18 protein-coding genes are annotated in these 20,891 nt (G+C 67.6%); 9 read left to right on the top strand and 9 right to left on the bottom strand.

From position 1 onward, the window contains the following. Positions 1–20: 20 nt before the first annotated feature. The 5 genes from ACSQ24_RS23180 to ACSQ24_RS23160 form a co-directional block, all read right to left on the bottom strand. Positions 21–1,004, bottom strand: a complete 984-nt coding sequence (locus tag ACSQ24_RS23180) for an ABC transporter permease (RefSeq protein ID WP_436096963.1) — start codon at positions 1,002–1,004, stop codon at positions 21–23. Beyond that, the gene (locus tag ACSQ24_RS23175; protein WP_436096962.1) at positions 1,001–1,981 is read right to left on the bottom strand and encodes an ABC transporter permease; all 981 of its coding nucleotides are present in this window, start codon (positions 1,979–1,981) and stop codon (positions 1,001–1,003) included. The genes ACSQ24_RS23180 and ACSQ24_RS23175 overlap by 4 nt, the downstream gene beginning before the upstream one ends. Further along, on the bottom strand, positions 1,978–3,492 hold the full coding sequence (locus tag ACSQ24_RS23170; RefSeq protein ID WP_436096961.1) for a sugar ABC transporter ATP-binding protein: 1,515 nt from the start codon (positions 3,490–3,492) through the stop codon (positions 1,978–1,980). The genes ACSQ24_RS23175 and ACSQ24_RS23170 overlap by 4 nt, the downstream gene beginning before the upstream one ends. Next, positions 3,489–4,364, bottom strand: a complete 876-nt coding sequence (locus ACSQ24_RS23165; protein WP_436096960.1) for a sugar phosphate isomerase/epimerase family protein — start codon at positions 4,362–4,364, stop codon at positions 3,489–3,491. Before ACSQ24_RS23165 ends, ACSQ24_RS23170 begins: the two co-directional genes overlap by 4 nt. A 231-nt stretch (positions 4,365–4,595) precedes the next feature. Then, positions 4,596–5,288, bottom strand: a complete 693-nt coding sequence (locus ACSQ24_RS23160) for a protein-L-isoaspartate(D-aspartate) O-methyltransferase (protein WP_436096959.1) — start codon at positions 5,286–5,288, stop codon at positions 4,596–4,598. Between ACSQ24_RS23160 and ACSQ24_RS23155 the strand changes: the two genes are divergently transcribed. Next, positions 5,287–5,433 carry a hypothetical protein gene (locus tag ACSQ24_RS23155; protein ID WP_436096958.1) on the top strand — a complete coding sequence of 49 codons (147 nt, stop codon included), beginning with the start codon at positions 5,287–5,289 and terminating at the stop codon, positions 5,431–5,433. The two genes, ACSQ24_RS23160 and ACSQ24_RS23155, sit on opposite strands and share 2 nt — an antisense overlap. A 45-nt stretch (positions 5,434–5,478) precedes the next feature. Here ACSQ24_RS23155 and leuA read toward each other — a convergent pair whose 3' ends face one another. Beyond that, positions 5,479–7,146 carry a 2-isopropylmalate synthase gene (gene leuA / locus ACSQ24_RS23150; RefSeq protein WP_436097953.1) on the bottom strand — a complete coding sequence of 556 codons (1,668 nt, stop codon included), beginning with the start codon at positions 7,144–7,146 and terminating at the stop codon, positions 5,479–5,481. Between the two features lie 301 nt (positions 7,147–7,447). Here leuA and ACSQ24_RS23145 point away from each other — a divergent pair, with 301 nt between their 5' ends. From ACSQ24_RS23145 to ACSQ24_RS23130, 4 genes are all read left to right on the top strand, one after another. Continuing rightward, positions 7,448–8,389: an ABC transporter permease gene (locus ACSQ24_RS23145; RefSeq protein ID WP_436096957.1), complete on the top strand. Its 942-nt coding sequence runs from the start codon at positions 7,448–7,450 to the stop codon at positions 8,387–8,389. Next, on the top strand, positions 8,386–9,264 hold the full coding sequence (locus tag ACSQ24_RS23140) for an ABC transporter permease (RefSeq protein WP_436096956.1): 879 nt from the start codon (positions 8,386–8,388) through the stop codon (positions 9,262–9,264). The genes ACSQ24_RS23145 and ACSQ24_RS23140 overlap by 4 nt, the downstream gene beginning before the upstream one ends. A gap of 4 nt (positions 9,265–9,268) precedes the next feature. Continuing rightward, the gene (locus ACSQ24_RS23135) at positions 9,269–10,039 is read left to right on the top strand and encodes a glycerophosphodiester phosphodiesterase (RefSeq protein WP_436096955.1); all 771 of its coding nucleotides are present in this window, start codon (positions 9,269–9,271) and stop codon (positions 10,037–10,039) included. Positions 10,040–10,104: 65 nt separating this feature from the next. Beyond that, complete coding sequence (locus ACSQ24_RS23130) at positions 10,105–11,667, top strand: ABC transporter substrate-binding protein (RefSeq protein WP_436096954.1); 1,563 nt, start codon at positions 10,105–10,107, stop codon at positions 11,665–11,667. Positions 11,668–11,858: 191 nt separating this feature from the next. Here ACSQ24_RS23130 and ACSQ24_RS23125 read toward each other — a convergent pair whose 3' ends face one another. From ACSQ24_RS23125 to ACSQ24_RS23115, 3 genes are read right to left on the bottom strand one after another with little or no spacing between them, the layout of a single operon-like run. Further along, positions 11,859–13,328, bottom strand: coding sequence for an alkaline phosphatase family protein (locus tag ACSQ24_RS23125; protein WP_436096953.1), 1,470 nt, complete (start codon positions 13,326–13,328; stop codon positions 11,859–11,861). 24 nt (positions 13,329–13,352) lie between these two features. Beyond that, the gene (locus tag ACSQ24_RS23120; RefSeq protein WP_436096952.1) at positions 13,353–14,342 is read right to left on the bottom strand and encodes an ABC transporter ATP-binding protein; all 990 of its coding nucleotides are present in this window, start codon (positions 14,340–14,342) and stop codon (positions 13,353–13,355) included. Then, entirely contained in the window at positions 14,339–15,424 is a 1,086-nt protein-coding gene (locus ACSQ24_RS23115; protein ID WP_436096951.1) for an ABC transporter ATP-binding protein, read from the bottom strand. The genes ACSQ24_RS23120 and ACSQ24_RS23115 overlap by 4 nt, the downstream gene beginning before the upstream one ends. Before the next feature lie 254 nt (positions 15,425–15,678). Here ACSQ24_RS23115 and ACSQ24_RS23110 point away from each other — a divergent pair, with 254 nt between their 5' ends. From ACSQ24_RS23110 to ACSQ24_RS23095, 4 genes are all read left to right on the top strand, one after another. Beyond that, complete coding sequence (locus tag ACSQ24_RS23110; RefSeq protein ID WP_436096950.1) at positions 15,679–16,536, top strand: helix-turn-helix transcriptional regulator; 858 nt, start codon at positions 15,679–15,681, stop codon at positions 16,534–16,536. A 154-nt stretch (positions 16,537–16,690) separates the two neighbouring features. Continuing rightward, positions 16,691–18,868, top strand: coding sequence for a TonB-dependent siderophore receptor (locus tag ACSQ24_RS23105; protein ID WP_436096949.1), 2,178 nt, complete (start codon positions 16,691–16,693; stop codon positions 18,866–18,868). A gap of 47 nt (positions 18,869–18,915) precedes the next feature. Beyond that, entirely contained in the window at positions 18,916–19,731 is an 816-nt protein-coding gene (locus ACSQ24_RS23100; RefSeq protein WP_436096948.1) for an alpha/beta hydrolase, read from the top strand. Then, positions 19,728–20,867 carry an ABC transporter substrate-binding protein gene (locus ACSQ24_RS23095; RefSeq protein WP_436096947.1) on the top strand — a complete coding sequence of 380 codons (1,140 nt, stop codon included), beginning with the start codon at positions 19,728–19,730 and terminating at the stop codon, positions 20,865–20,867. The genes ACSQ24_RS23100 and ACSQ24_RS23095 overlap by 4 nt, the downstream gene beginning before the upstream one ends. The last annotated feature ends 24 nt before the right edge of the window (positions 20,868–20,891 follow it).

Raw genomic sequence — 20,891 nt, 5'->3', positions numbered from 1 at the left:
CGCTTCCGAAAATTCAGTCTTCACGCCCGCTTGCTGCGCCAGGCGCTCGACGCCACCGCGGCGATCAGGATCAGGCCCTGCACCGTCTCGCGCAGCGGCTGCGGCAATCCCATCAGGTTGAGCAGCGTGAACAGCGCGAACAGGCTGAGCGCACCGGCGACGGCGCCGGTCACGCTGGCGCGCCCGCCGAGCAATTGCGCCCCGCCGATGACGCAGGCGGCGATCGCCTGCAGCTCAAGTCCTTGGCCGACCGCGGTCGAGACCCCGGCGAAGCCGCCGAGCAGGATGCCCGCGGTCACCGCCGACAGCGCCGAGATGATGAAGACGAGGACGCGCGTCGCGCCGACCGGTACGCCGGAGAGCTCTGCTGCGCGCGGGTTGTCGCCAACCGCCAGCACCTGCCGGCCGAAGACGGTTGCGTGCAGCAGCCAGGCGGCGAGCGCGACGAAGACGGTGAGGACGATCACCGAGAGCGGCATGATCCCGGTGACCGGGACGTCGCGATAGACGAGGCGGCCGAGCGCCCGGAAATTCTCCGGCAGATAGCCGCGTGGCGCTCCGCCTGACCACATCAGCGCCGCGCCGTTGAGCGAGAGCAGCATGCCGAGTGTCGCGATGATCGAGGGCACTTTGAGCAAGGTCACGACCAGCCCGTTCACCAGCCCGACGCCGAGCCCGATCAGGTAGAGCACGCCGATCGTCCACCAGGTATTATCGGGATTGCCGCCGGCGAGCATCGAGCCGCCGAGCACGGTCAGCGTCACCAGCGAGCCCATCGACAAGTCGAAGCCGCCGCCGGCGATGACGAAGAGCTGGCCGCAGGCGAGGATGATCAGCGGCGCGGCCCGGCGCAGGAAATTGAGGAAGCCCTCGACCTCGAAATAGCTCGGCTGCAATACGGCGATCGTGCCGTAGAGCACGAGGAAGACGGCGAGACCGACATTGACGCCACGCGCGAAGCGCAGCGCTGCCGAGGGGCCAGACTGGGCGGCCGCGGCGCTCATGCGACATGCCCCCTGCTGCGCACCGCATAGACGGCGACAGCGAGGATCACGATGGCGCCGCGCAGCACCTGCTTCGGGAAGGCGTCGATGCCGGTCATGTTGAAGACGGCGTCGAGCGTGGCGAACAGGAAGACGCCGGCCATCGTGCCCCAGACGCCGCCGCGCCCACCGGCGAGCAGCGTGCCGCCTATCACCACGACGGCGATCGATTCCAGATCGTAAACGCCGTCGCGGCCAACCCAGGGCGCGCCGGCGCGCAGACGGCTGGCGAGATAGAGCCCAGTCAGCCCGGCCATGAGCGAGCACAGCACATGCGCGCCGATCATCACGCGCTCGGTGCGGATGCCGGCGAGTCGGGCGCCGTCGCGGTTGCCGCCGGTGGCGTAGAGATGGGCGCCGAAGCGCGTGCGGGTCAGCATCAACCAGATCGCCAGCGCGAGCAGGAACAGCAGCAGCACCGACCAGGGCAGGGGCCCGATCCGGCCATAGGCGAAGGCCTGGAAGGCTGATGGAACCGAGCCGGCGAAATTGCTGAAGCTCGCCGAGAGCAGGCCCTGCAGGATCAGCCCGACGCCGAGCGTCGCGATCAGCGGGTTGACGTCGAGCCGGGCGATGATCAGCCCGTTGACGAGGCCGACCGCCGCTGAGAGCGCCAGCACCGCCAGCACGGCGGGGGCGATCATTGCGGGCTCGCCCTTCATGATGAAGGAGGCGAGCACGGCCGAGACGCTGATCAGGTTGGCGACCGAGAGGTCGATCGAGCCAACCAGGATGGTCAGCGTCTGCCCGAGTGCGACGATACCGAGCGCGACCATGCGCTGCGTGAGGCCAACGAAGCCCTCGCCGGTGAGATAGGCGTGCTGCCCGGTGGCGAGCGCGGTCACGACATAGAGCATGAGCGAGCCGGCAAAAAGCAGCGGCGCCACCGGCCATTCGCGCGCCGGGCGGGCGGTTGCGATGTCGGCGCTCGCGCTCATGCCGCGGCCTCCGTCGTCCCGGTGCCCAGCGCAAGGTGCATCACGTCTTCTTCGCTCGCGCCGCGTGCGAGCTCGCCGGCGATGCGGCCCTCGTGCATGACGAGGATACGGTCGCTGACGCCGATGATCTCGGGCAGGTCGGAGGAGATCATCAGGATGGCGCGGCCGCGATCGGCGAGGCCGCGCATCAATTGGTAGATTGCCGCCTTGGCGGCGACGTCGATGCCGCGGGTCGGCTCAAGGAAAATCAGCACCTTGGGATCGCGCGCCAGCCAGCGGCCGATCACGACCTTCTGCTGGTTGCCGCCGGAGAGCTCGCGGATCTCCTGCGCGAAACCGGCGGCCCTGACATCGACCGCCGTCAATTGCCGGTCGGCGGCGGCACGCGCCATCGCGCCCGAGCCCGGCGGCAGCAGACGCCGCGCGAAGGCGCGCAGGGTCATCAGGACATTGTCGCGCAGTGATTGCTGCGGGGCGATGCCCTCCTTCTTGCGGTCGTCGGAGAGGAAGCCGATGCCGGCGGCGATGGCGGTACGCGGTGAGCTGATCAACCCCTCATTCCCGTCGATCATCATGCGACCGCGGGTGAAGGGTTCGTCGCCGAAGAGGGCACGCCCAAGCGCGCCCTTGCCCGAGCCTTCAAGCCCGGCAACGCCGACGATCTCGCCGGCCCGCAGCTCGAGAGCGATGTCGGAGAGCACGGCGTTGCCGGCATCTTTGACGGACAGGACGACCGGGCCGAGCCGAGCTGGATCACCGGGCGGCGGGAAGAAATCGGCAAGATCGCGCCCAACCATCAGCCGAACGATCATGTCCGAGGTCAACGCGGCCGCCGGGCGTGTCGCGACCAGCCTGCCGTCCTTCAGCACGGTGATGCGGTCGGCGATCGTCTTCAGCTCGGCCATGCGGTGCGAGATGTAGAGGACCGCAGCGCCCTCGCGCCTGAGCGTGCCGACCAGCTCGAGCAGCCGGCCGGCATCGCGGTCGTCGAGCGCGGCGGTGGGCTCGTCCATGACGATGATGCGTGCATCGAGCGCTAGCGCCTTGGCGATCTCGACCAACTGCTGCTCGGCGATCGAGAGCGATTTCACCAGCGCGTCGGGATGGACCCTGGCGCCGACGCGCTCCAGCAGCTTGCGGGCGCCGTCCTGCATGGCGACGCGGTCGAGCAGGCCGCCGCAGGTCGGCTCCAGGCCAAGGAAAATGTTGTCGGCGACGCTGCGCTCCGGGAGCAGGCTGAGCTCCTGGTGAATAATGCTGATCCCGGCCCGGCGCGCCTCGACCGGATGCCGGAAGGCGATCGGCTGCCCGCCGAGCAGAATCTCGCCTTCGTCGGGCCGATAGACCCCGCCGAGCACCTTCATCAGCGTTGACTTGCCGGCTCCGTTCTCGCCGCAAATGGCGTGGACCTCGCCGGCATGGCAGTCGAGGCTGACATCGTCGAGCGCCCGCACGCCGGTGAAGCTCTTGCCGATGCCGCGCATCGAAAGGACCGGCGTGCTCGCAGTCATGCGGCACCTGCCTTGACAGGCTCGCCAGCTTCCGCCCAGCCCCGCCGGATGAAGCCGTGGCACTCGACGAGCAGCGTATCGAGATCGGGGAAGAGATCGCGCCAGACCCGCGTCGCCGCCGCCAACGAGGGCAAGGCCCGGCCGAAGGCCTCGACCGTCAGCCAGCCATCATAGCCGGTGGCGCGGATGGCGCGGAATGTCTCGCGCCACGGCACATGACCGCGCCCGACGATGCCGCGGTCGTTTTCAGAGAGGTGGATATGGTTGATCTCGGGAGCGTAGCTTCTGTAGGCGCTGACCGGGTCCCGTTCCTCGATATTGGCGTGGAAGGTGTCGTACATGTAGCCGAAATTGGGATGCCCGACCCGCGCATGCAGCGCGCTCGCAGCCTCCATCGTGTTCAGCACGTAGCATTCGAAGCGGTTGATCGCCTCCAGCGAGAGCGCGATCCCTGCCTTGCCGGCATCATCCGCCATCGCATGCAGCGCCTCGACGAGATAAGCGAGCTCGTCCTCGCGCGGTCCCTCGCCGGTGAAGACCCCGACCGGCGAATGGTAGGGCCCGGCAATGACGGTGGCGCCCAGCGCCGCAGCGCAGTCGACCGCCCAGCGATGGCGCTCGCGCGCTTGTCGGCGGATGGCCTGATCGGGCGAGAGCGGGTTGCTGTCCTCGGCGACGATGGTGACGATGGTGCGAGCCAGGCCGATGTCGTCGAGGCGGCGGCCGAGCCGCTCATAGTGACCGACATTGCCCTCGAAGACCGGAATCTCGACCCCGTCATAACCGATCTGGCGGATGCGCTCGCACAAGGGCAGATGCGCCTCGTCGATGAAGCCGCCGACCGTCAGCAGGTTGAAGCCGATCTGGACCATGGCCCGGGCTTTCGCGGCAGCGCTCAGCGCAGCCGGGCGGCATCGCTGCCGGAAAAGACGGATGAACTGGTGGTGCTGACGCACATGGCCGGTACTCCTCCCTCGCACGGCTCATTCTGTGGAACCGCTTCGGAATGGATTATGTAATCGATTGCAAAACTGTCAACCGGCGAGTTTCGTGACTGTTCGCCAGTCGGGCGCCAGAGCGCGGCATCGCCCAGATGGCCGGACCTAATCCTCGTCCCGGCTCGGAAATTCCTCGTTTCCGGCGGCCCAGCCGTGTCTGCCGATCAGCGGCACGAAGCTGACGGGCGCGAGGCGTTCGCTGGCGAAGGCGCCTTCGGCCTGCCGCGTCAGCTTGGTCAGCATCTGGCCGTATCCGTTCAGCCCGACCGGGATGACGAGCCGCCCGCCGAGGGTGAGTTGCTGCTTCAAGGCTTCGGGGACGTCAGGGCTGCCGGCCGAGACGATGATCGCGTCGAACGGCGCCTCCGCGGGCAAGCCTTCAGTCCCGTCTGCGCAGAGGATCTCGGCATTGTCGTAGCCGAGCTGCTGCAGCCGCTTCGTGGCCTGGGCCGCCAAGATGGCATGCCGCTCGATCGCGAAGACCTTGCACGCCATGCGGCTGAGCAGAGCCACGACGTAGCCCGAGCCGGCGCCGATCTCGAGTACCTTGTCCTGCGCCGCGATGGCGCCCGCCTCCAGCATCAAGGCGACGACATAGGGTTGCGAGAGCGTCTGCCCTTCCCCGATCGGGATCGGGCCATCCTGGTAGGCGAATGGCGCGAGCTGGGCCGCGATGAAAGTCTCGCGCGGAACCAGTCGCATCGCGTCCAGCACTTTCCGGTCGCGAATTCCGCGACCGGCGAGCTGCTGCTCGACCATGCGCTGGCGGGCACGGGTGAAATCGGAGGGCTCCTGCATGACTGCCTCCACAGGCGGCCGCCTACCGAACGAATTGTCGCCCGCGAAGCCGCTGCTGGAGGTTCAACGTCAGGAGAAGGCACAGGTTCGCATGGACCGGGCGCTACGACGCGGCGTCCCTTCCGCCAGCGCCGCCACGGCCTGAAGCGGCACGGCATAATTGCCGCGCCCGCCCTCGTAACGCCGCCGCTCAGCCCCTCTGGCCGGCCAGCACCCGCTGCATGCCGCTGAGCACGGCCTTGAGCGAGGCCATGACGATGTTCGGGTCGATGCCGACTCCGTGCACGACCCGGCCCTTCTCGTCCTGGAGCTGGACATAACAGGCGGCGGTCGCATTGGCGCCGCGCCCGACCGCGTGCTCGTGATAGTCGAGGAAGGAGAACTCGACGCCATAGGTCGTCTTCAGCGCATCGACGAAGGCGTCGATCGGCCCGTTGCCGACGCCCTCGATCGTCCGGATTGCGCCGTCCTGTCTCAACTCCGCCGTCAGCGTGCGCGAGCCATGAGCGTCCGGGAAGGTCTTGTGCGTGATCAGCTCCAGCGGCGCGTCGGCGAGGAGGTAGGTCTTGCTGAACAGGGACCAGAGTACCGCACTGGTGAGCTCCTTGCCCTCCTCGTCCATCTGCTCCTGCGCGATCTTCGAGAACTCGATCTGCAGCGGGCGCGGCAGGTCGAGGCCGTGATCGGCCTGCAGGATGTAGGCGATGCCACCCTTGCCGGATTGCGAGTTGATCCGGATCACCGCCTCGTAGTCGCGGCCGACATCCTTGGGGTCGATCGGCAGATAGGGCACCTGGAAGATCGGATCGTTGCGCTTCTCCTGCGCGTCGAAGCCCTTCTTGATCGCGTCCTGATGCGAGCCGGAAAAGGCGGTGTAGACGAGCTCGCCGACATAAGGGTGGCGCTCGTGGACCGGCAGCTGCGTGCAGTATTCGGCGATGCTGCGGATCTCGTTGACATCGCGCAGGTCGAGCGCCGGGTCGATCCCTTGCGTGAACAGGTTCAGCGCCATGGTGACGATGTCGACATTGCCGGTGCGCTCGCCATTGCCGAACAGCGTGCCCTCGACACGGTCGGCGCCGGCCATCAGCGCGAGCTCGGCCGCCGCAACCGCCGTGCCGCGGTCATTGTGCGGATGGATCGAGAGCAGGACGCTGTCGCGGTCGGAGATATTGCGCCCGAACCATTCGAACTGATCGGCATAGACATTGGGCGTCGCCATCTCGACGGTCGCCGGCAGGTTGAGGATCAGCTTGTTCTGCGGCGTCGGCTTGATCACCGCCTTGACCGCCTCGCAGATCTCCAGGGCGTAGTCGAGCTCGGTGCCGGTGAAGCTCTCCGGCGAATACTCGAAGGTGAAATTGGTCTCCGGCGCCTGGGCGGCCAGCGCCTTGATCTGCGCCGCTGCATCGGTCGCGATCTTGACGATGCCCTTGCGGTCGGAGCGGAAGACCACGTCGCGCTGCAGCGTCGAGGTCGAGTTGTAGAAGTGCAGGATGACGTTCTTCGCGCCCTTCACCGCCTCGAAGGTGCGCTCGATCAGCTCGGAGCGGCACTGGGTCAGCACCTGGATCGCGACATCGTCCGGGATCGCGCCGCTCTCGATGATCGAGCGGACGAAGTCGAAATCAGTCTGCGACGCGGCGGGGAAGGCGACCTCGATCTCCTTGAACCCCATCTTCACCAGAAGGCTGAACATGCGGTCCTTGCGATCGACGCCCATCGGCTCGATCAGCGCCTGGTTGCCGTCGCGCAGATCGACGGAACACCAGACCGGCGCCTTGGTCAGCACCTGCGAGGGCCAGCGGCGATCGGGCAGGTTGACCGGCGCATAGGCGCGGTATTTGGAAATCGGCATCGTGGTCATGGAAGAACCCTTGCGAAGAATGCGGCGTCCGGCCTGCTCAGGGCTAGGCTGCGCCGCCATGCGATGGACAGGCCTTTTGTCCCGGCGCGCTCACGGCGCCGGGCGGCTAAGTCGCAGGGTCAGGCCCCGGATGGCGGACCGAAATCGCATGCTCGGACATAACCATCATGGCGGAGGAAGATCAATCCTGACGCCGCCCCGGAGTCCGGACCGCGTGGGTTGAAGACGAACTGTCATTCGTTTGTCGCGTAAGCATCTGCACAAGCTCGGTCTTCGAGTCACGAGCCCGGTGATGCTGCGTTTCCTCACCCTTCGCATTCTGCGCGCGCTGCTGACGGTCGCGATCTGCGTCTCGGCGGTGTTCCTTGCGTTGCGCCTGGCCGGCGATCCCGCCGACATCATGCTCTCGATCGAGACGCCGCCTGATGTGCGCGCGCATTACCGCGAGCTCTGGGGGCTCGACCGCCCGCTCGCCGAGCAGTATCTGCGCTATCTCGCCAGCGTGGTTCGGGGCGATTTCGGTCTCTCCTTCGCCGATGACCGGCCGGCTTTCGCCGCGGTCGTCGACGCCTTGCCGAAGACCTTCCTTCTTGGCGCCTGTGCGCTCATGCTCGCTTTGCTGATTGGCCTGCCGCTCGGTGTCCTGGCGGCACTGCGCCACAACAGCGCGGTCGACCGGCTCGCCATGGCGGTCGCCGTGCTCGGCTATGCGATCCCGATCTTCTTCCTCGGCATCCTCTTGATCCTGCTCTTCGCCCTCAAGCTGCGCGTGCTGCCTTCGGCCGGATCCGAGACACTGTGGCACCTGATCCTGCCGGTGGTGACGCTGGCCTTGCCGCTGTCGGGGCGGCTCGCCCGCTTCGCCCGCACCGCCACGCTCGAAGTGCTCGGCAAGCCGTTCATCCGGGCCGCCCGGGCCCGCGGGGTGATGCCGCTTTCCGTCATCCTGCGCCACGCTCTGCCCAACGCCGCTGTGCCGCTCTTGATGTTCATCGGCATCGAGATCGGCCACATCCTCGCCGGCAGCGCCGTGGTCGAGACGATCTTCGCCTGGCCCGGCATCGGCCGGCTGCTGGTCGATTCCGTCTCGTCGCGCGATCTCGCCGTCGTCCAGGCGGTGATCCTGACAGCCACCGTGGTCATGGTCGCCGCCAATCTCCTGGTCGACATCCTGCACATCCTGATCGATCCGCGGCTTGGCGGCTTCTCGCGCAGCCTGGGCAGGCCGGCATGACGGCGAGCCTCGATCTCGGCGCTGTTCCCGCCGCCCGTCCGCGCGGGCGCCGCATGTCGCCGGTGGTGAAGCTCTCGGCCGGGTTCCTGATCCTGGTCGTCCTTGTCGCGATCCTGGCGGACTGGCTGGCGCCGATCCACTACACCACCCAGAACCTGCTCGCGCGGCTGAAGCCGCCACTGACGCAGAGCGGGGGCACGACCTACTGGCTCGGCACCGACCAGCTCGGCCGCGATATCCTCAGCCGCATGATCTACGCGGTGCGCACCTCGATCCTGATCGCGGTGATGGGCACGCTGATCGGGGCGGTGTTCGGTACGCTGCTCGGCTTTGTCGCAGCAAGGATGCGCGGCATCGTCGACCAGACCATCATGATGCTGGTCGATGCGCAGGCGGCGATCCCGGCGCTGTTCCTGGCGCTGACCATGCTCGCCTTCTTCGGCAACAACATCGTGCTGTTCATCGTCTTGGTCAGCATCGACGGCTGGGACCGCTATACCCGCCTCGCCCGCGGCCTCGTCGCCTCCGAGCAGGAGAGTGACTACATCAATGCGGTCGAGGCGCTGGGCGCGCGCACCTCCCGCGTCGTCCTGCGCCATCTCCTGCCGAACATCGTCGCTGCACTCGTGGTGCAGGCGACGCTCAACTTTCCCGGCACGATCCTGCTGGAGACCTCGCTCTCCTTCCTCGGCCTCGGTGTCCAGCCGCCCGGCACCTCGCTCGGCCTGATGCTCGGCGAGGGCCGGCGCTATCTCCTGAACGCGTGGTGGATCGCGGTCTTTCCCGGGCTCATCATCTTCCTGACCACGCTGTCGATGAGCCTGTTCGGCGACTGGCTGCGCGACCGCCTCGATCCGACCAGCGAGCGGCACTGAGGCCATGGGTTTCGATATTCGCAGCAAGGCCCGCCCCCTCCCGCTCGCCATCGCCCATCGCGGCGGCGCGCTGCTTGGGCCGGAAAACAGCGCGGAAGCGTTCGAGCAGGCCAAGGCCGTCGGCGCCGAGATGGTCGAGACCGACGTTCGGCTGAGCGCCGACGGCATGCTGGTCTGCCTGCACGATGCCGACCTCCGGCGCATCGCCGGCGATCCGCGCCTCGTCGCCGAAACCGGGCTCGCGGAGCTGCGGGCGGTCCTGCCCGGCCTGCTGACGCTGGAGGACGCGCTCGCTGCCTCCGCGCCGATCGGATTGCTGCTCGATCTCAAGCTGACCGACCCGGCCGTGTTGCCGCGCATCCTCGACATTGTCGCAGCGGGCGGCGCCACGGAGCGCGTCTTGCTGGGCCTGCGCTCACTCGACCTGATCGCGGCCGCGCGTGCCTTGTCTGGGGAGATCGCGATCCTCGCGCTGGTCTCGGACCCGGAAAGCTTCGAGTGGGCAAAAACCCTCGGCGCCGGCTGGTTCCGCTTCTGGCAGGGCGAGGCGACGGCCGAGCGCATCGCTGCCGCAGGTGCCGTTGGTCTGCGCACCGTCGTCATGGTCGGTCAACCACGCTCTGCCGTCATAGCCGGCTATCCGCCGTTTCCGGTCGGGCGGATCGATGCCGACGGGATCGAACGTGTGCTGTCGCTCGCCCCCGATGCGGTGATGCTCGACGATCCCCGACAGCTGCTCTTAGCGCGCCCCGTCACGGCCCTGTCGTCTGGCTGAGGCATGGCAGCGCGATTGCGGCGAGCCGGTCCGGCATCGCCGCCGACATCGCTGCGAGACCTGCCATGACCCCGATTTCCCGCCGCCGCTTCCTGGAGGGGGCGTCCGCCGCCTCGGCGCTGCTGACCGCTCCGCAGGTCTTCGCCGCCGGCGAGACACGCCCGACCTTCACCGTCGCGGTCGCCGACCTGCCGGCGACGCTGGAGCCAGCGCGCGAGCTCTCCAATGTCGGCACACGCGTCACCTACTCGATCTTCGATACGCTGATCCGACGCGACTTCCTTGGCGCCAGCGATGGCGGCGGCTCGGAGCTGAAACCGCATCTGGCGATCAAATGGGAGCGCGTCTCGCCGCAGGAACTGGTCGTCACGCTGCGCCAGGGCGTCAAGTTCCACAATGGCGACGAGCTGACCTCGGAAGACGTCGCCTACACCTTCCGTGACGGCCGCCTCTGGGGCGACAAGGCCCAAATCCCGGGCGGCAAGCCCTATTTCGGCATCCTCGCCAGCGTCGAGCCGATCGACCGCTACAGCGTGCGCTTCCGCACCAAGGTCGCGGACGTGCTGCTGGAGCAGCGGCTCGCCTCCTGGTGCGCCTGGATCGTCAACAAGCGCGCCTATGAGGCGATGGGTTTCGAAGCCTATTCGCGCAAGCCCGTGGCGACCGGCCCCTATCGCGTCGTCTCGCATTCGGCTGCCGAGGCCACGGTGCTGGAGGCCTTCGACGACTATTTCATGGGCAAGCCGACGGCGAGGCGCGTCACCTTCCGGCGCGTGCCGGAGCTGGCCGCGCGAGTCGCCGGCCTGGTCGCGGGCGATTATGACCTGATCACCAATATCCCGCCGGACCAGATGAGCGTGGTCGGCGCCTACAAGGACATCGACGTCCGCTCCGTCGTGCTCGCGAACGTCCATGTCCTCGCCTATAACGAGCAGGACAAGGTGCTGGCCGACAAGCGGGTTCGGCAGGCGCTGAACTATGCGATCGACCGCCAGAAGCTGGTCGATGCGCTCTGGCAGGGCACGGCGCAGGTGCCGGCGAGCCACAATTTCCCCGAATATGGCCAGATGTTCGTCGAAGGCCGCAAGCTGCCTTTCGATCCGGCCAAGGCCAAGGCCCTGCTGCAGCAGGCCGGCTACAAGGGCGAGCCGATCGTCTACCGCACCATGGCGAACTACTACACCAATGCGCTCGAAGCGGCGCAGATTCTGGTCGAGCAGTGGAAAGCTGTCGGCATCAACGCCTCGCTGCAGGTGGTCGAGAACTCGACCCAGATGCGCGGCGCCGGTGCGCAGATCTTCAACTGGTCGAACTCGACGCGCCTGCCCGATCCGCTCGGCGCCATCTGGGTTGCCTGGGGCCCGGCCGGCGAACACCAGATCTCGAAATTCTGGACCTCGGCTGAGGGCTTCAACAAGGCCGGCACGGCGCTGGAGGCCGAGGTCGATCCAGCTAGGCGCAAGGCGCTGTTCACTGAGATGCTCGACATCTGGGAGGATGAGGCGCCGGCGACGATCCTCTACCAGCCGAGCGAGGCCTACGCGATCAAGAAGGCGATCGCCTGGCGGCCGACGACCTTCTATTTCATGGATCTGCGCCCGGACAACCTGTCCTTCGCCCGCAGCTGAAAGGGCAAAGCCGTATCGTCTTTCCGGGGCAGGCCGAAGGCCTGAGCCCGGAACCCAGAACCGACGCCGCCTCAGGAACAGTGCGTCGATCGCCGCGCCATCATCGTAACCGGCATCGCTTCTGGATTCCGGGCTCGACGCTGACGCGTCGCCCCGGAAAGACGATGTCGGTTCTGATGAGGCGACCAGATTCAGTGGCCGCCGAGGATGAAGCGGCGGCCGTCCTGCTCGGCGATCTCGACATGCTGGGTGAAGCCGCCCCGGCCGGTCGCGAAGCGCTGCGTGCGGGCCTCCTCCTGCGCCGGATGGGAGAGATCACGCCCGACCATGCTCGGCGCCTTGGCGAGGCCGGAGAAGCCGAGCACGGTCGGGCCGATATCGATGATCCCGGCCGGCTCCTGCGAGACGCCTCCGCCATCGGCCGCCCCGCCGGAGATGATCAGCACCGTATTGAGCTCGTGCGGGTTGATGCCGCCATGCATGCCGCCGCCGAGCGGCACGTCGCCCGGCGTCATCGCGCCGAGACCAGGCAATCCATATTGGTCGGCGTCGAGCGTCGATTTCAGGATGAACATCAAATCCGGCTGCCGCCCGGCATGGCCGGCGCCGACCAGATCGAGCGACAAGGTGCCGGGAACCTCGCCCTCGGGGCCGCTGCCGCCGCGCGAGAAGACATGGCCGATCGTCGGCTGCTCCATCAGCCAGCTGGCGATGCGCTCGAGCTCGATCCGGTCGCTTCCGCGCAGGCGGATCTCGCCGCCGATGCCGCCCGTTGCGAGGAAAGCGGCGCCATCGACGGACTTGGCGTTGCTGAGGTCGAAGCCAGCCTGGCGGGCCGCGTCGAACAGTGGCTCGATTGCGCCGGTCGAGATCTGCCCATGGTCGGAGGCGGCGATCACCGCGATGCGCTCGGCGTCGGGCTGGGCCTCGACCCAGTCGAGGATATCGCCGAAGGCGCGGTCGGCCTCCTTGAGTCCGGCCATCGCCTCGGGCGAGCCGAGCCCGCGATAGTGGAAGGTGGTATCGGGCTCGTTGAACCAGATCAGCGCGACATCGGGCTTCAGGTTCGGCAGCACGTGCTCGGTCATCACCCGGCCGCCATAGGCGACCTCGCCGATACGCGGCAGTTCGCGCTCCGGCAGCGGGCCGATCCGGGCGAGCGCCTCCTCGACCGCTTCCGGCGTCTGCGTCGCCCCAGTGCCGTGCATCGAGAAGGTCCAGTGCCCGTTGGCGCGGGCGCGCGGATTGATGAAATGAGCCGACCCAGCCGAGCCGGTATGGACCACGGCGAGCCTTTTGCCAGCCCGCGCCAGCACGTCGCCGAAAGTGTCGACCGCAACCAGCCGGCCGTCATGATGCGCCTCGGCCCGGCGGATCAGCGCGGCGTCGCTGGTGTCGAAGATGCGCTCGGGAATGGCGTGTTCGAGATAGAAGGCATTGCCGACGATGCCGTGCACGCCGGGCGGTGCACCGGTCGCGATCGAACTGGTCGCGACGCGGGTCACCGACGGGAAGACGCTGCGCGCCCGCCGGAACCAGGTGCCGCGCGCCGCCAGCCGCAGGATGTTGGGCGTCAGCTCCGGCGTGACGAGATCGGGCCTCAACCCGTCGAAGACCGCCACGATCACGCGTGTGGCTGGGGAGCGATCGTCTTGGGCCATGTCGAGTTCCGGTCGGTGGATGGATCAGGCAGCTGCCGCTTGGGCATCGGTCGCCACCGGTACCAGATGGCAGGCGGCAAGTCGCCCGTCGCTCGTGGGGCGCAGCATTGGCGCTTCCTCGCGGCAGCGGGCGACGGCGCGCGGGCAGCGCGGATGGAAGGCGCAGCCCGATGGCCGGTCGACCGGATTGGGCGGGTCACCGCGCAGGATGATGCGCTCGGCCGTGCCGCGCTGGAGCGTCGGCACGGCCGAGACCAGCGCCTCGGTGTAAGGATGGGCCGGCGTGTGGAACAGCGCGTCAGGAGGGCCCTGCTCGACGATCTTGCCGAGATACATCACCGCGACCTCGTCGGCGATCTGCCGGACCACCTTCAAATCGTGGCTGATGAACAGATAGGCCATGCCGAAGCGCCCCTGCAGATCCTGCAGGAGATTGATTACCTGGGCTGCGACCGAGACGTCGAGCGCCGAGATCGGCTCGTCACAGACCAATAGCTCCGGGCCGAGGATCAGGGCGCGGGCGAGCACGACGCGCTGGCGCTGGCCGCCGGAGAGTTCATGCGGATAGCGCTGGAACAGGTCCTGCCTTAAGCCGACCGCCTCGAACAGCGCGAGCGCCTTCTGCCGCCGTGCTTCAGCGCCGGCCTCAATCCCGTGAATGATCAGCGGCTCGACGATCTGCTCGCCGACGGGAAGGCGCCGGTCGAGCGCCGCCAGCGGATCCTGATGCACCAGCTGCATCCGCCGGCGCAGCAACCGCCAGCGACGATCACGCGTCGCGCTCACCTCCTCGCCGGCGAAGTCGATCCGTCCGCGCGTCGCCGGCAGCAGGCCGAGCACGAGTCTCGCAGTGGTCGACTTGCCGCAACCGGATTCGCCGACCACGCCGAGCGTCTTGCCGGCGGCGAGAGTGAAGCTCACCCCATCGACCGCGTGGAGCACCCGCTTCTGCCCCGCCGCGGTCGCGACCGGATAATGCCGTGCGAGATCGCTGACGCGAAGGAGCGGGCTCATACGAACGCTCCGGCGGGCGCAGGCTCGCGCGTCACCGGCGCCATGGCGGTCTCGGCGAGGCGCAGGCAGGCGGCGCGCTGGTCCTGCGCCGCCAGCACGAGAGGCGGTGTTTCGCGTTGGCAGGCCTCGATGGCCAATGAGCAGCGCGGTCCGAAGGCGCAGCCTGGCGGCATCCTGTCGGGCGCGGGAACGGTGCCGGCGATCGGCGTCAGCCGTTGGCGCGGGCCGCCGAGCGTCGGCAGGGCGGCGAGCAGGCCGCGTGTATAGGGATGGCGCGGCCGGCCGAGTAGATCTTGCGTCGCGGCGGTCTCGACGACGCGGCCGGCATACATCACCGCGACCCGGTCGCAGAGATCGGCAACGACACCGATATCGTGCGAGATCAGCACCAGCCCCATGCCGCTCTCGCGGCGGATATCGCGGATCAGGTCGAGGATCTGCGCCTGGATCGTCGCGTCGAGCGCCGTCGTCGGCTCGTCGGCGATCAGCACCTCGGGTTCGCCGGCGAGCGCCAGCGCGATCATGACGCGCTGGTTCATGCCACCTGAGAATTCGTGCGGATATTGCCGCAGCCGCCGCGGCGCATCGGCGATGCCGACGCGGTCGAGCAGGCGCAGCGCCTCGCGTTGCGCCCCGTCACCGCGCAATCCGCGATGCAGGCGCAGCACTTCCGTGAGCTGCGTGCCGATCCGCTGCACCGGATTGAGCGAACTGGTCGGATCCTGGAAGATCAGCCCGATGCGTCCGCCGCGTATGGTTGCCAAAGCGCGTTCCGGCAGGCGGGTGATATCCTGCCCCTTGAGCAGGACCTCGCCGGAGGTGACGACACCGCGGCCGAGCAGGCGCAAGGCTGCGAGCCAGGTCACGCTCTTGCCGCAGCCGGATTCCCCGACGATGCCGAGCGCTTCGCCGGGCGCGAGCGTGAGGTCGATGCCGCGCACGACCGGGACAGGCCCGTTGGCGCCCGGGAAGGCGACCGAGAAGTTGTTCAGCGCCAGCAGCGGCGGCGGATTCGCTTCCGCGCCGGGCAGCAGCGCCGCGATGCCAGGGCGATCTTTGTCGCGGGCGGTCAGGAACGTCATCGCAGCGGGATAGACGCGTTTCGGTGACCGTGATGTGACGGGCCGAACAGGCCGCGGCGCCTGGTCGATGCCATTCAACGCCTGGATGTCCGAACAGGTGAGAAATGCAGGCAAGAGTTGCTGATGTGAGGCGGGTTCGTCGTGGCAACGATCATGAATGCCGAGGCCGATTCTGCTGAGTTTAGAATGTCCGTAATCTGGGCGCCAAATCTTGAGGTCGGAAACGATTGAACTATGCTGCTCCGGTGAACGCGATGCAGACTTTTTCCGATCCCGAATCCTTGGTGGGCATTCCGCTGTTCTCGCGGCAGCTATCGCTGTCGGCGGGCTACTTTCCTGTCCCGGAAGGCGAACGGATCGTCGGACCGATGCGCCGGGGCCTCAAGATCGCTGTCATGCTCGACGGAAGGCAGTCGCTCGAGATCGATGACCGGCCCGCCGTCCTCGTCCGCGGTCCGGCCCTGCTGGTCGCCGCGAATGGCGGCGACCATGTCCAGCAGCGCACCGGCCTCAGCGGCGGCGTGGTCCGCTGCGTGCTGATGCAGTTCAACCTCGATTTCGTCGAGCGGGAATTCGAGGCCCCGATGCAGCAATTGTTTGCGCTTGCCGGAGCCGAAGATGCCGGGATCTGGGTGCGGCCTGCCGATGCCGATCTGTGCGCGCTCGCGCTCCAGATCGCCGAATGCCCGGTGGCCAAGCCGCTGCGGCGACTCTATCTTGCCGGAAAGGCGCTGGAGCTTACCGCTATGGCGCTCGACCGGATCGTCGGCCAGCCGCCCCTGCGCCCTGCGCGTCTCCCGGCCCGGACGCGCGAGCAGGTCCATGCTGTCAGGGACATGCTCGTCGCGGCGATGCAGGAGCCGCCGAGCCTCGCCGAGCTTGCCCGCGCGACTGGCCTCAACCCGACAAAACTGACATCTGCCTTCCGCGCCGAATTCGGCGACAGCGTCTTCGGCTATCTGCAGGAACTGCGGCTGCAGCAGGCGCATGCGCTGATCGCTCAAGGCGAGGCCAGTATCGCCGAGGCCGCCTTCCGTGTCGGTTACACGCCAGCGCATTTCTCCGGTTTGTTCCGCAAGCGCTTCGGCATGTCGCCAAGCGCGCTGCGTTGAGGGACGCCTCCTGTTTCCGAGCTGGAAAGGCTCGAAACTGCAGCGAAAGAAATACTGCCGCGATCGAAAGCCGACAGCGTTGCCGGCCAAGCATGCTTCCTGAAAGAACCCTGCCAACGGGTCGCCAGAACGGCGAAGGGGCAAGGGCGCAGGCATGACTGGGGTTTTCATCACCGGCAATCGCGCGGCATTGGCTGCAGGCGTGGCGTTCGGTGCCATCATCGCAGCCTGGTCCGGCGAAGCGCTGGCGCAGGCTGGCGGCGGGATCAGTCTCGATACCATCGAGGTCCAGGGCGAGCGTGCCAGCGGGCCGGTCAATGGCTATGTCGCCCGGCGCAGCGAGAGCGCGACGAAGACCGACACACCGCTGATCGAGACACCGCAATCGGTCACCGTCGTCACCCGCGATCAGATGGACGATCAGGGCGTCCAGAGCGTCAGCCAGGCGCTGCGCTATTCGTCGAGCGTGCTCGGCGAGACGCGGCTGTCGATGGGCCGCTATGACAGCGTCTTCATCCGCGGCTTCGGCGGTGCCGGCACCGGCGCCGGATTCGTCAACTTCCTCGACAGCCTGCGCCTGCAGCGCGGCGTCAACTTCCTGGTGCCGAGCGTGGATCCCTGGGGTCTGGAGCGCGTCGAGGTGATCCGCGGCCCGGCCTCGGTGGTCTTCGGCCAGGTCAAGCCGGGCGGCCTGATCGAGATGGTCAGCAAGCGCCCGCGCGACGCGGCGCATGGCGAGGTGCAGGTCCAGCTCGGCAGTTTCGAGCGCAAGCAGCTCGCCTTCGACATCGGCGGGCCGGTGACGCCGGACAAGACGGTGCTCTATCGCATCGTCGGGCTTGGCCGCACCGCCGACACCCAGGTCGACTTCACCAAGGAAGAGCGCCTCTACATCGCGCCCTCCGTCACCTTCCAGCCCAATGCCGCGACGAGCCTGACGCTGCTGACCTCGTTCCAGCGCGATCCCGAGACCGGGTTCTACGGCTTCATCCCGTCGATCGGTACCGCGCTGCCGAACCGCAACGGCCGCATCCGCAGCAACTTCTTCCCCGGCGAGCCGGGATATGAGGGCTATAGCCGCAACCACCTGACGCTCGGCTACGCCTTCGAGCATCGCTTCAACGAGGTCTTCAGCTTCCGCCAGAACGTCCGCTATTCGGATCTGGAATCGCGCTTCCGCACGGTTGCCACGGCTTCGCTCGGGGCCGACCAGCGCACCCTGACGCGCCGCGTCACCGCCTCCAACGAGAAGGCCAAGACTTTTGGCATCGACAACCAGCTCCAGGCCGATTTCCGCACGGGGGCGCTGACACACAAAGTGCTGTTCGGCGTCGACGGCTATTGGAGCGACGGCACGGCCTATACTGGCGCTGGCGGCACGGTGCAGACGCTCGACGCCTTTAACCCGGTCTATGGCCGCTTGCCCTTCGCGGTACCGGCGACGCCTGGCACCGGGCAGATCGCACAGCAATACGGCGTCTACATCCAGGATCAGATCAAGTTCGACCGGCTCTCGCTGGTGGTCGGCGGCCGATTCGACCGGGCGATGGCGCGCACGCGCAATCTGACCAATGGCGTGCTGACCAAGCAGGACGACTTCGCCAATACCGGCCGCGTCGCGTTGATGTACAATTTCGACAACGGCTTTGCGCCCTATGCCAGTTATTCAACCTCGTTCGAGCCGGTCCCGGGTACGACTTTCCGCGGCGTCGCCTTCAAGCCGACCGAGGGCGAGCAGTACGAGGCCGGCTTCAAGTACCAGCCGCCCGGCACCAACGCCTTCCTGCAGGCGGCGGTCTACCAACTGACCCAGACCAATGTGCAGACCGCCGACCTCGCCAATCCCGGCTTCCAGATCCAGACTGGCGAGGTCCGGGCGCGTGGCGTCGAGGTCGAAGCGAGGGCGACGGTTTTCGACGATCTCGATCTCGTCGCGGCCTATACCTTTACCGACGCCGAGGTGACCAGGAGCACGGGCGCTGATCTCGGCAAGCGGCCGACCGTGGTGCCGCGCCACATGGCCTCGCTCTGGGCCCACTACACCTTCAAGACCGGCCTGTTCTCCGGGCTCGGCCTTGGGGCCGGCGTGCGCTATGTCGGCAAAGGCGCGGGCGACCCAGGCAACACCTTCTTCACCGACGACTACACGCTGGTCGATGCTGCGATCAGCTATGACCTCGGCGCTGCCAATGCCGCGATGAAGGGTTGGAAGGTGCAGGTCAACGCCCAGAACCTGTTCGACAAGGAGTATGTCGCCGGTTGCTACGGCGCCGTGCAGTGCTCCTTCGGTATGCGCCGCACCGTGCTCGCCACCCTGTCCTATCGCTGGTGAGGGCAGGCGGGATGCTGCGGCCGGAGCGAGTTGCGTTCGAGGGAGACTTGGCTCCGGCTCTCCGGCCGGTCGAGTTGCCGCACACGCACAGCCTTGCAGTCACATCGCCGGGAGGAGCCGAGTACCGGCTGCTGATCGCGGTCCCGCCCGAGCCGGCGCCGGCCGACGGCTTTCCGGTTCTGGTCCTTGTCGACGGCGATGCGCTGTTCCCGACCGCGCTATCCGCTGCACGGCTGCAGGCCGGGCGTCCCGAGGTTTCTGGCGTCGGCCCGGCTGTTATCCTCGGCGTCGGCTATCCGGGAGCGGCGCCCTTCGATGCCGAGCGGCGCCGGCAGGATCTTTTGCCGGCGGATGGCGGCGCCGATCGCTGCCTCGATCTGATCGCCGGCGCAATGCTGACACAGGTCGAGAGGCTGGCGCCGATCGACCGGGCTCGAATGTCGCTGGTCGGCCATTCCTTCGGCGGGCTGTTCGCGCTGCACGCGCTGTTCGCACGCCCCGGCCTGTTCCGTAGCCATGTCGCCGGCAGCCCGTCGATCTGGTGGGACGAGCGCGCCATCCTCGCGACGCGCGAACGCTTCCTGACCTCGCCCGCGGCGGCGATCTTGCCACGTCTGCTGATCACCGTCGGTGGCGAGGAGCAGACCGGCGACGAGCGGCGCGATCCGCAGCGCGCGGCGCGCCTGCGCATGGCGCAGATGCTCGACAACGCTGCCGAGATGGCACAGGCGCTGACGACGTCCGGGCGAGTCAGATGCGAGCACGTCGTCTTCGTCGGCGAGAACCATATCTCGGTCCTCCCGGCCATGCTGTCGCGGGCGATCGCCTTCGCGCTGGGCACACAGGAAAAGGTCTCGCCATGACTGCTTCGCCGCTGCGGTTCCTGGCGCCGCTGCTGCTTGCCGTAGCCGTTCTGCTTCCGATCCTGTCGGTTCCAGCCAGCGCTGAATCGGTCACGGTCACTGACCTGCTCGGGCGCAATGTGACTTTGTCCGGTCCGGCGAAGCGGATCGTGCTGGCGCAGGGGCGCCAGCTCAATGCGCTTGGCCTGATCCATCCCGCCCCGATCAGCCTGCTGGCCGGCTGGGGTGCTGACCACCGCCGCCAGAACCCCGACGCCTATACCCGTTACCTCGCCAAGTTTCCGGCGATAGAGACCGTGCCGACCGTCGGCGACGGCGCGACGCCGGACGGCTTCTCCTTCGAGAAGGCGGTATCGCTGTCGCCTGATCTCGTGATCCTCAGCCTGTCGCTCGCCGGGACGCGGCGTGGCCCGGGCGATCTCGTTGAGCGTTTCGAAGCCGCCGGCATCAAGGTCGCCGTCGTCGATTTCTACCTGCAGCCGATGCGCGACACGCTGCCGAGCCTGCGCATTCTCGGCAGGTTGATCGGCCGTGAGGAGCAGGCCGAGGCCTATATCCGCTTCTACGAGGAACGCCGGCGGCTGATCGAGGAGCGCGTGCGTGGCGCGGAGCGTCCTTCGGTGTTCATGCATGCCCATGCCGGCGGCTTCGACTGCTGCCAGACGCCGGGCAAGGGCACTTTCGACGATTTCATCACCGCTGCCGGCGGACGCAACATCGCCGCCGCGATCCTGCCGGGCGCGACCGGACAGATCAGCCTCGAGCAGTTGCTGGCCGCCGATCCGGCGATCTATGTCGCGACCGGCGGCACACATCTGGCAAAGAACGGCGGCCTCGTTCTCGGGCTGGGTGTGCCGCGCGAGACCGCCGCGCAGAGCTTCGCCGCGCTGCTCGGCCGGCCCGGCATCGTCGCGCTCGCTGCGGTGCGCAATGGCCGCGCCTATGGTCTCTGGCACCTCTTCAACGACACCCCGCTCCATATCGTCGCCATCGAGCGGCTGGCGAAATGGTTCCACCCCGACCGCTTCGCCGATGTCGACCCACAGGCGACGCTGGACGAGATCTCCAGCCGTTTCTCGGCGATCCCCCTCGACGGCCCGCTCTGGATCGAGAGCGCCGGACCGGCGAGGCCCTGAGCCTCCAGGGCCATGACAGGACAA

The organism is Allobosea sp. LjRoot237 (assembly GCF_964253285.1).
Taxonomy (GTDB): Bacteria; Pseudomonadota; Alphaproteobacteria; order Rhizobiales; family Beijerinckiaceae; genus Allobosea.
The sequence above is the reverse complement of the archived record's forward strand: the minus strand, read 5'-3'. Positions and strand labels throughout refer to the sequence as shown.

What these genes read in the sequence shown, in the direction of transcription:
- ACSQ24_RS23155 (WP_436096958.1), top strand. Translation starts at nt 5,287, where the DNA reads ATGACTGCCTCCACAGGCGGCCGCCTACCGAACGAATTGTCGCCCGCG.
- ACSQ24_RS23120 (WP_436096952.1), bottom strand. Translation starts at nt 14,342, where the DNA reads ATGAGCCCGCTCCTTCGCGTCAGCGATCTCGCACGGCATTATCCGGTC.
- ACSQ24_RS23145 (WP_436096957.1), top strand. Translation starts at nt 7,448, where the DNA reads ATGCTGCGTTTCCTCACCCTTCGCATTCTGCGCGCGCTGCTGACGGTC.
- ACSQ24_RS23170 (WP_436096961.1), bottom strand. Translation starts at nt 3,492, where the DNA reads ATGACTGCGAGCACGCCGGTCCTTTCGATGCGCGGCATCGGCAAGAGC.
- ACSQ24_RS23110 (WP_436096950.1), top strand. Translation starts at nt 15,679, where the DNA reads ATGCAGACTTTTTCCGATCCCGAATCCTTGGTGGGCATTCCGCTGTTC.
- leuA (WP_436097953.1), bottom strand. Translation starts at nt 7,146, where the DNA reads ATGCCGATTTCCAAATACCGCGCCTATGCGCCGGTCAACCTGCCCGAT.
- ACSQ24_RS23140 (WP_436096956.1), top strand. Translation starts at nt 8,386, where the DNA reads ATGACGGCGAGCCTCGATCTCGGCGCTGTTCCCGCCGCCCGTCCGCGC.
- ACSQ24_RS23180 (WP_436096963.1), bottom strand. Translation starts at nt 1,004, where the DNA reads ATGAGCGCCGCGGCCGCCCAGTCTGGCCCCTCGGCAGCGCTGCGCTTC.
- ACSQ24_RS23095 (WP_436096947.1), top strand. Translation starts at nt 19,728, where the DNA reads ATGACTGCTTCGCCGCTGCGGTTCCTGGCGCCGCTGCTGCTTGCCGTA.
- ACSQ24_RS23105 (WP_436096949.1), top strand. Translation starts at nt 16,691, where the DNA reads ATGACTGGGGTTTTCATCACCGGCAATCGCGCGGCATTGGCTGCAGGC.
- ACSQ24_RS23160 (WP_436096959.1), bottom strand. Translation starts at nt 5,288, where the DNA reads ATGCAGGAGCCCTCCGATTTCACCCGTGCCCGCCAGCGCATGGTCGAG.
- ACSQ24_RS23165 (WP_436096960.1), bottom strand. Translation starts at nt 4,364, where the DNA reads ATGGTCCAGATCGGCTTCAACCTGCTGACGGTCGGCGGCTTCATCGAC.
- ACSQ24_RS23135 (WP_436096955.1), top strand. Translation starts at nt 9,269, where the DNA reads ATGGGTTTCGATATTCGCAGCAAGGCCCGCCCCCTCCCGCTCGCCATC.
- ACSQ24_RS23115 (WP_436096951.1), bottom strand. Translation starts at nt 15,424, where the DNA reads ATGACGTTCCTGACCGCCCGCGACAAAGATCGCCCTGGCATCGCGGCG.
- ACSQ24_RS23125 (WP_436096953.1), bottom strand. Translation starts at nt 13,328, where the DNA reads ATGGCCCAAGACGATCGCTCCCCAGCCACACGCGTGATCGTGGCGGTC.
- ACSQ24_RS23175 (WP_436096962.1), bottom strand. Translation starts at nt 1,981, where the DNA reads ATGAGCGCGAGCGCCGACATCGCAACCGCCCGCCCGGCGCGCGAATGG.
- ACSQ24_RS23130 (WP_436096954.1), top strand. Translation starts at nt 10,105, where the DNA reads ATGACCCCGATTTCCCGCCGCCGCTTCCTGGAGGGGGCGTCCGCCGCC.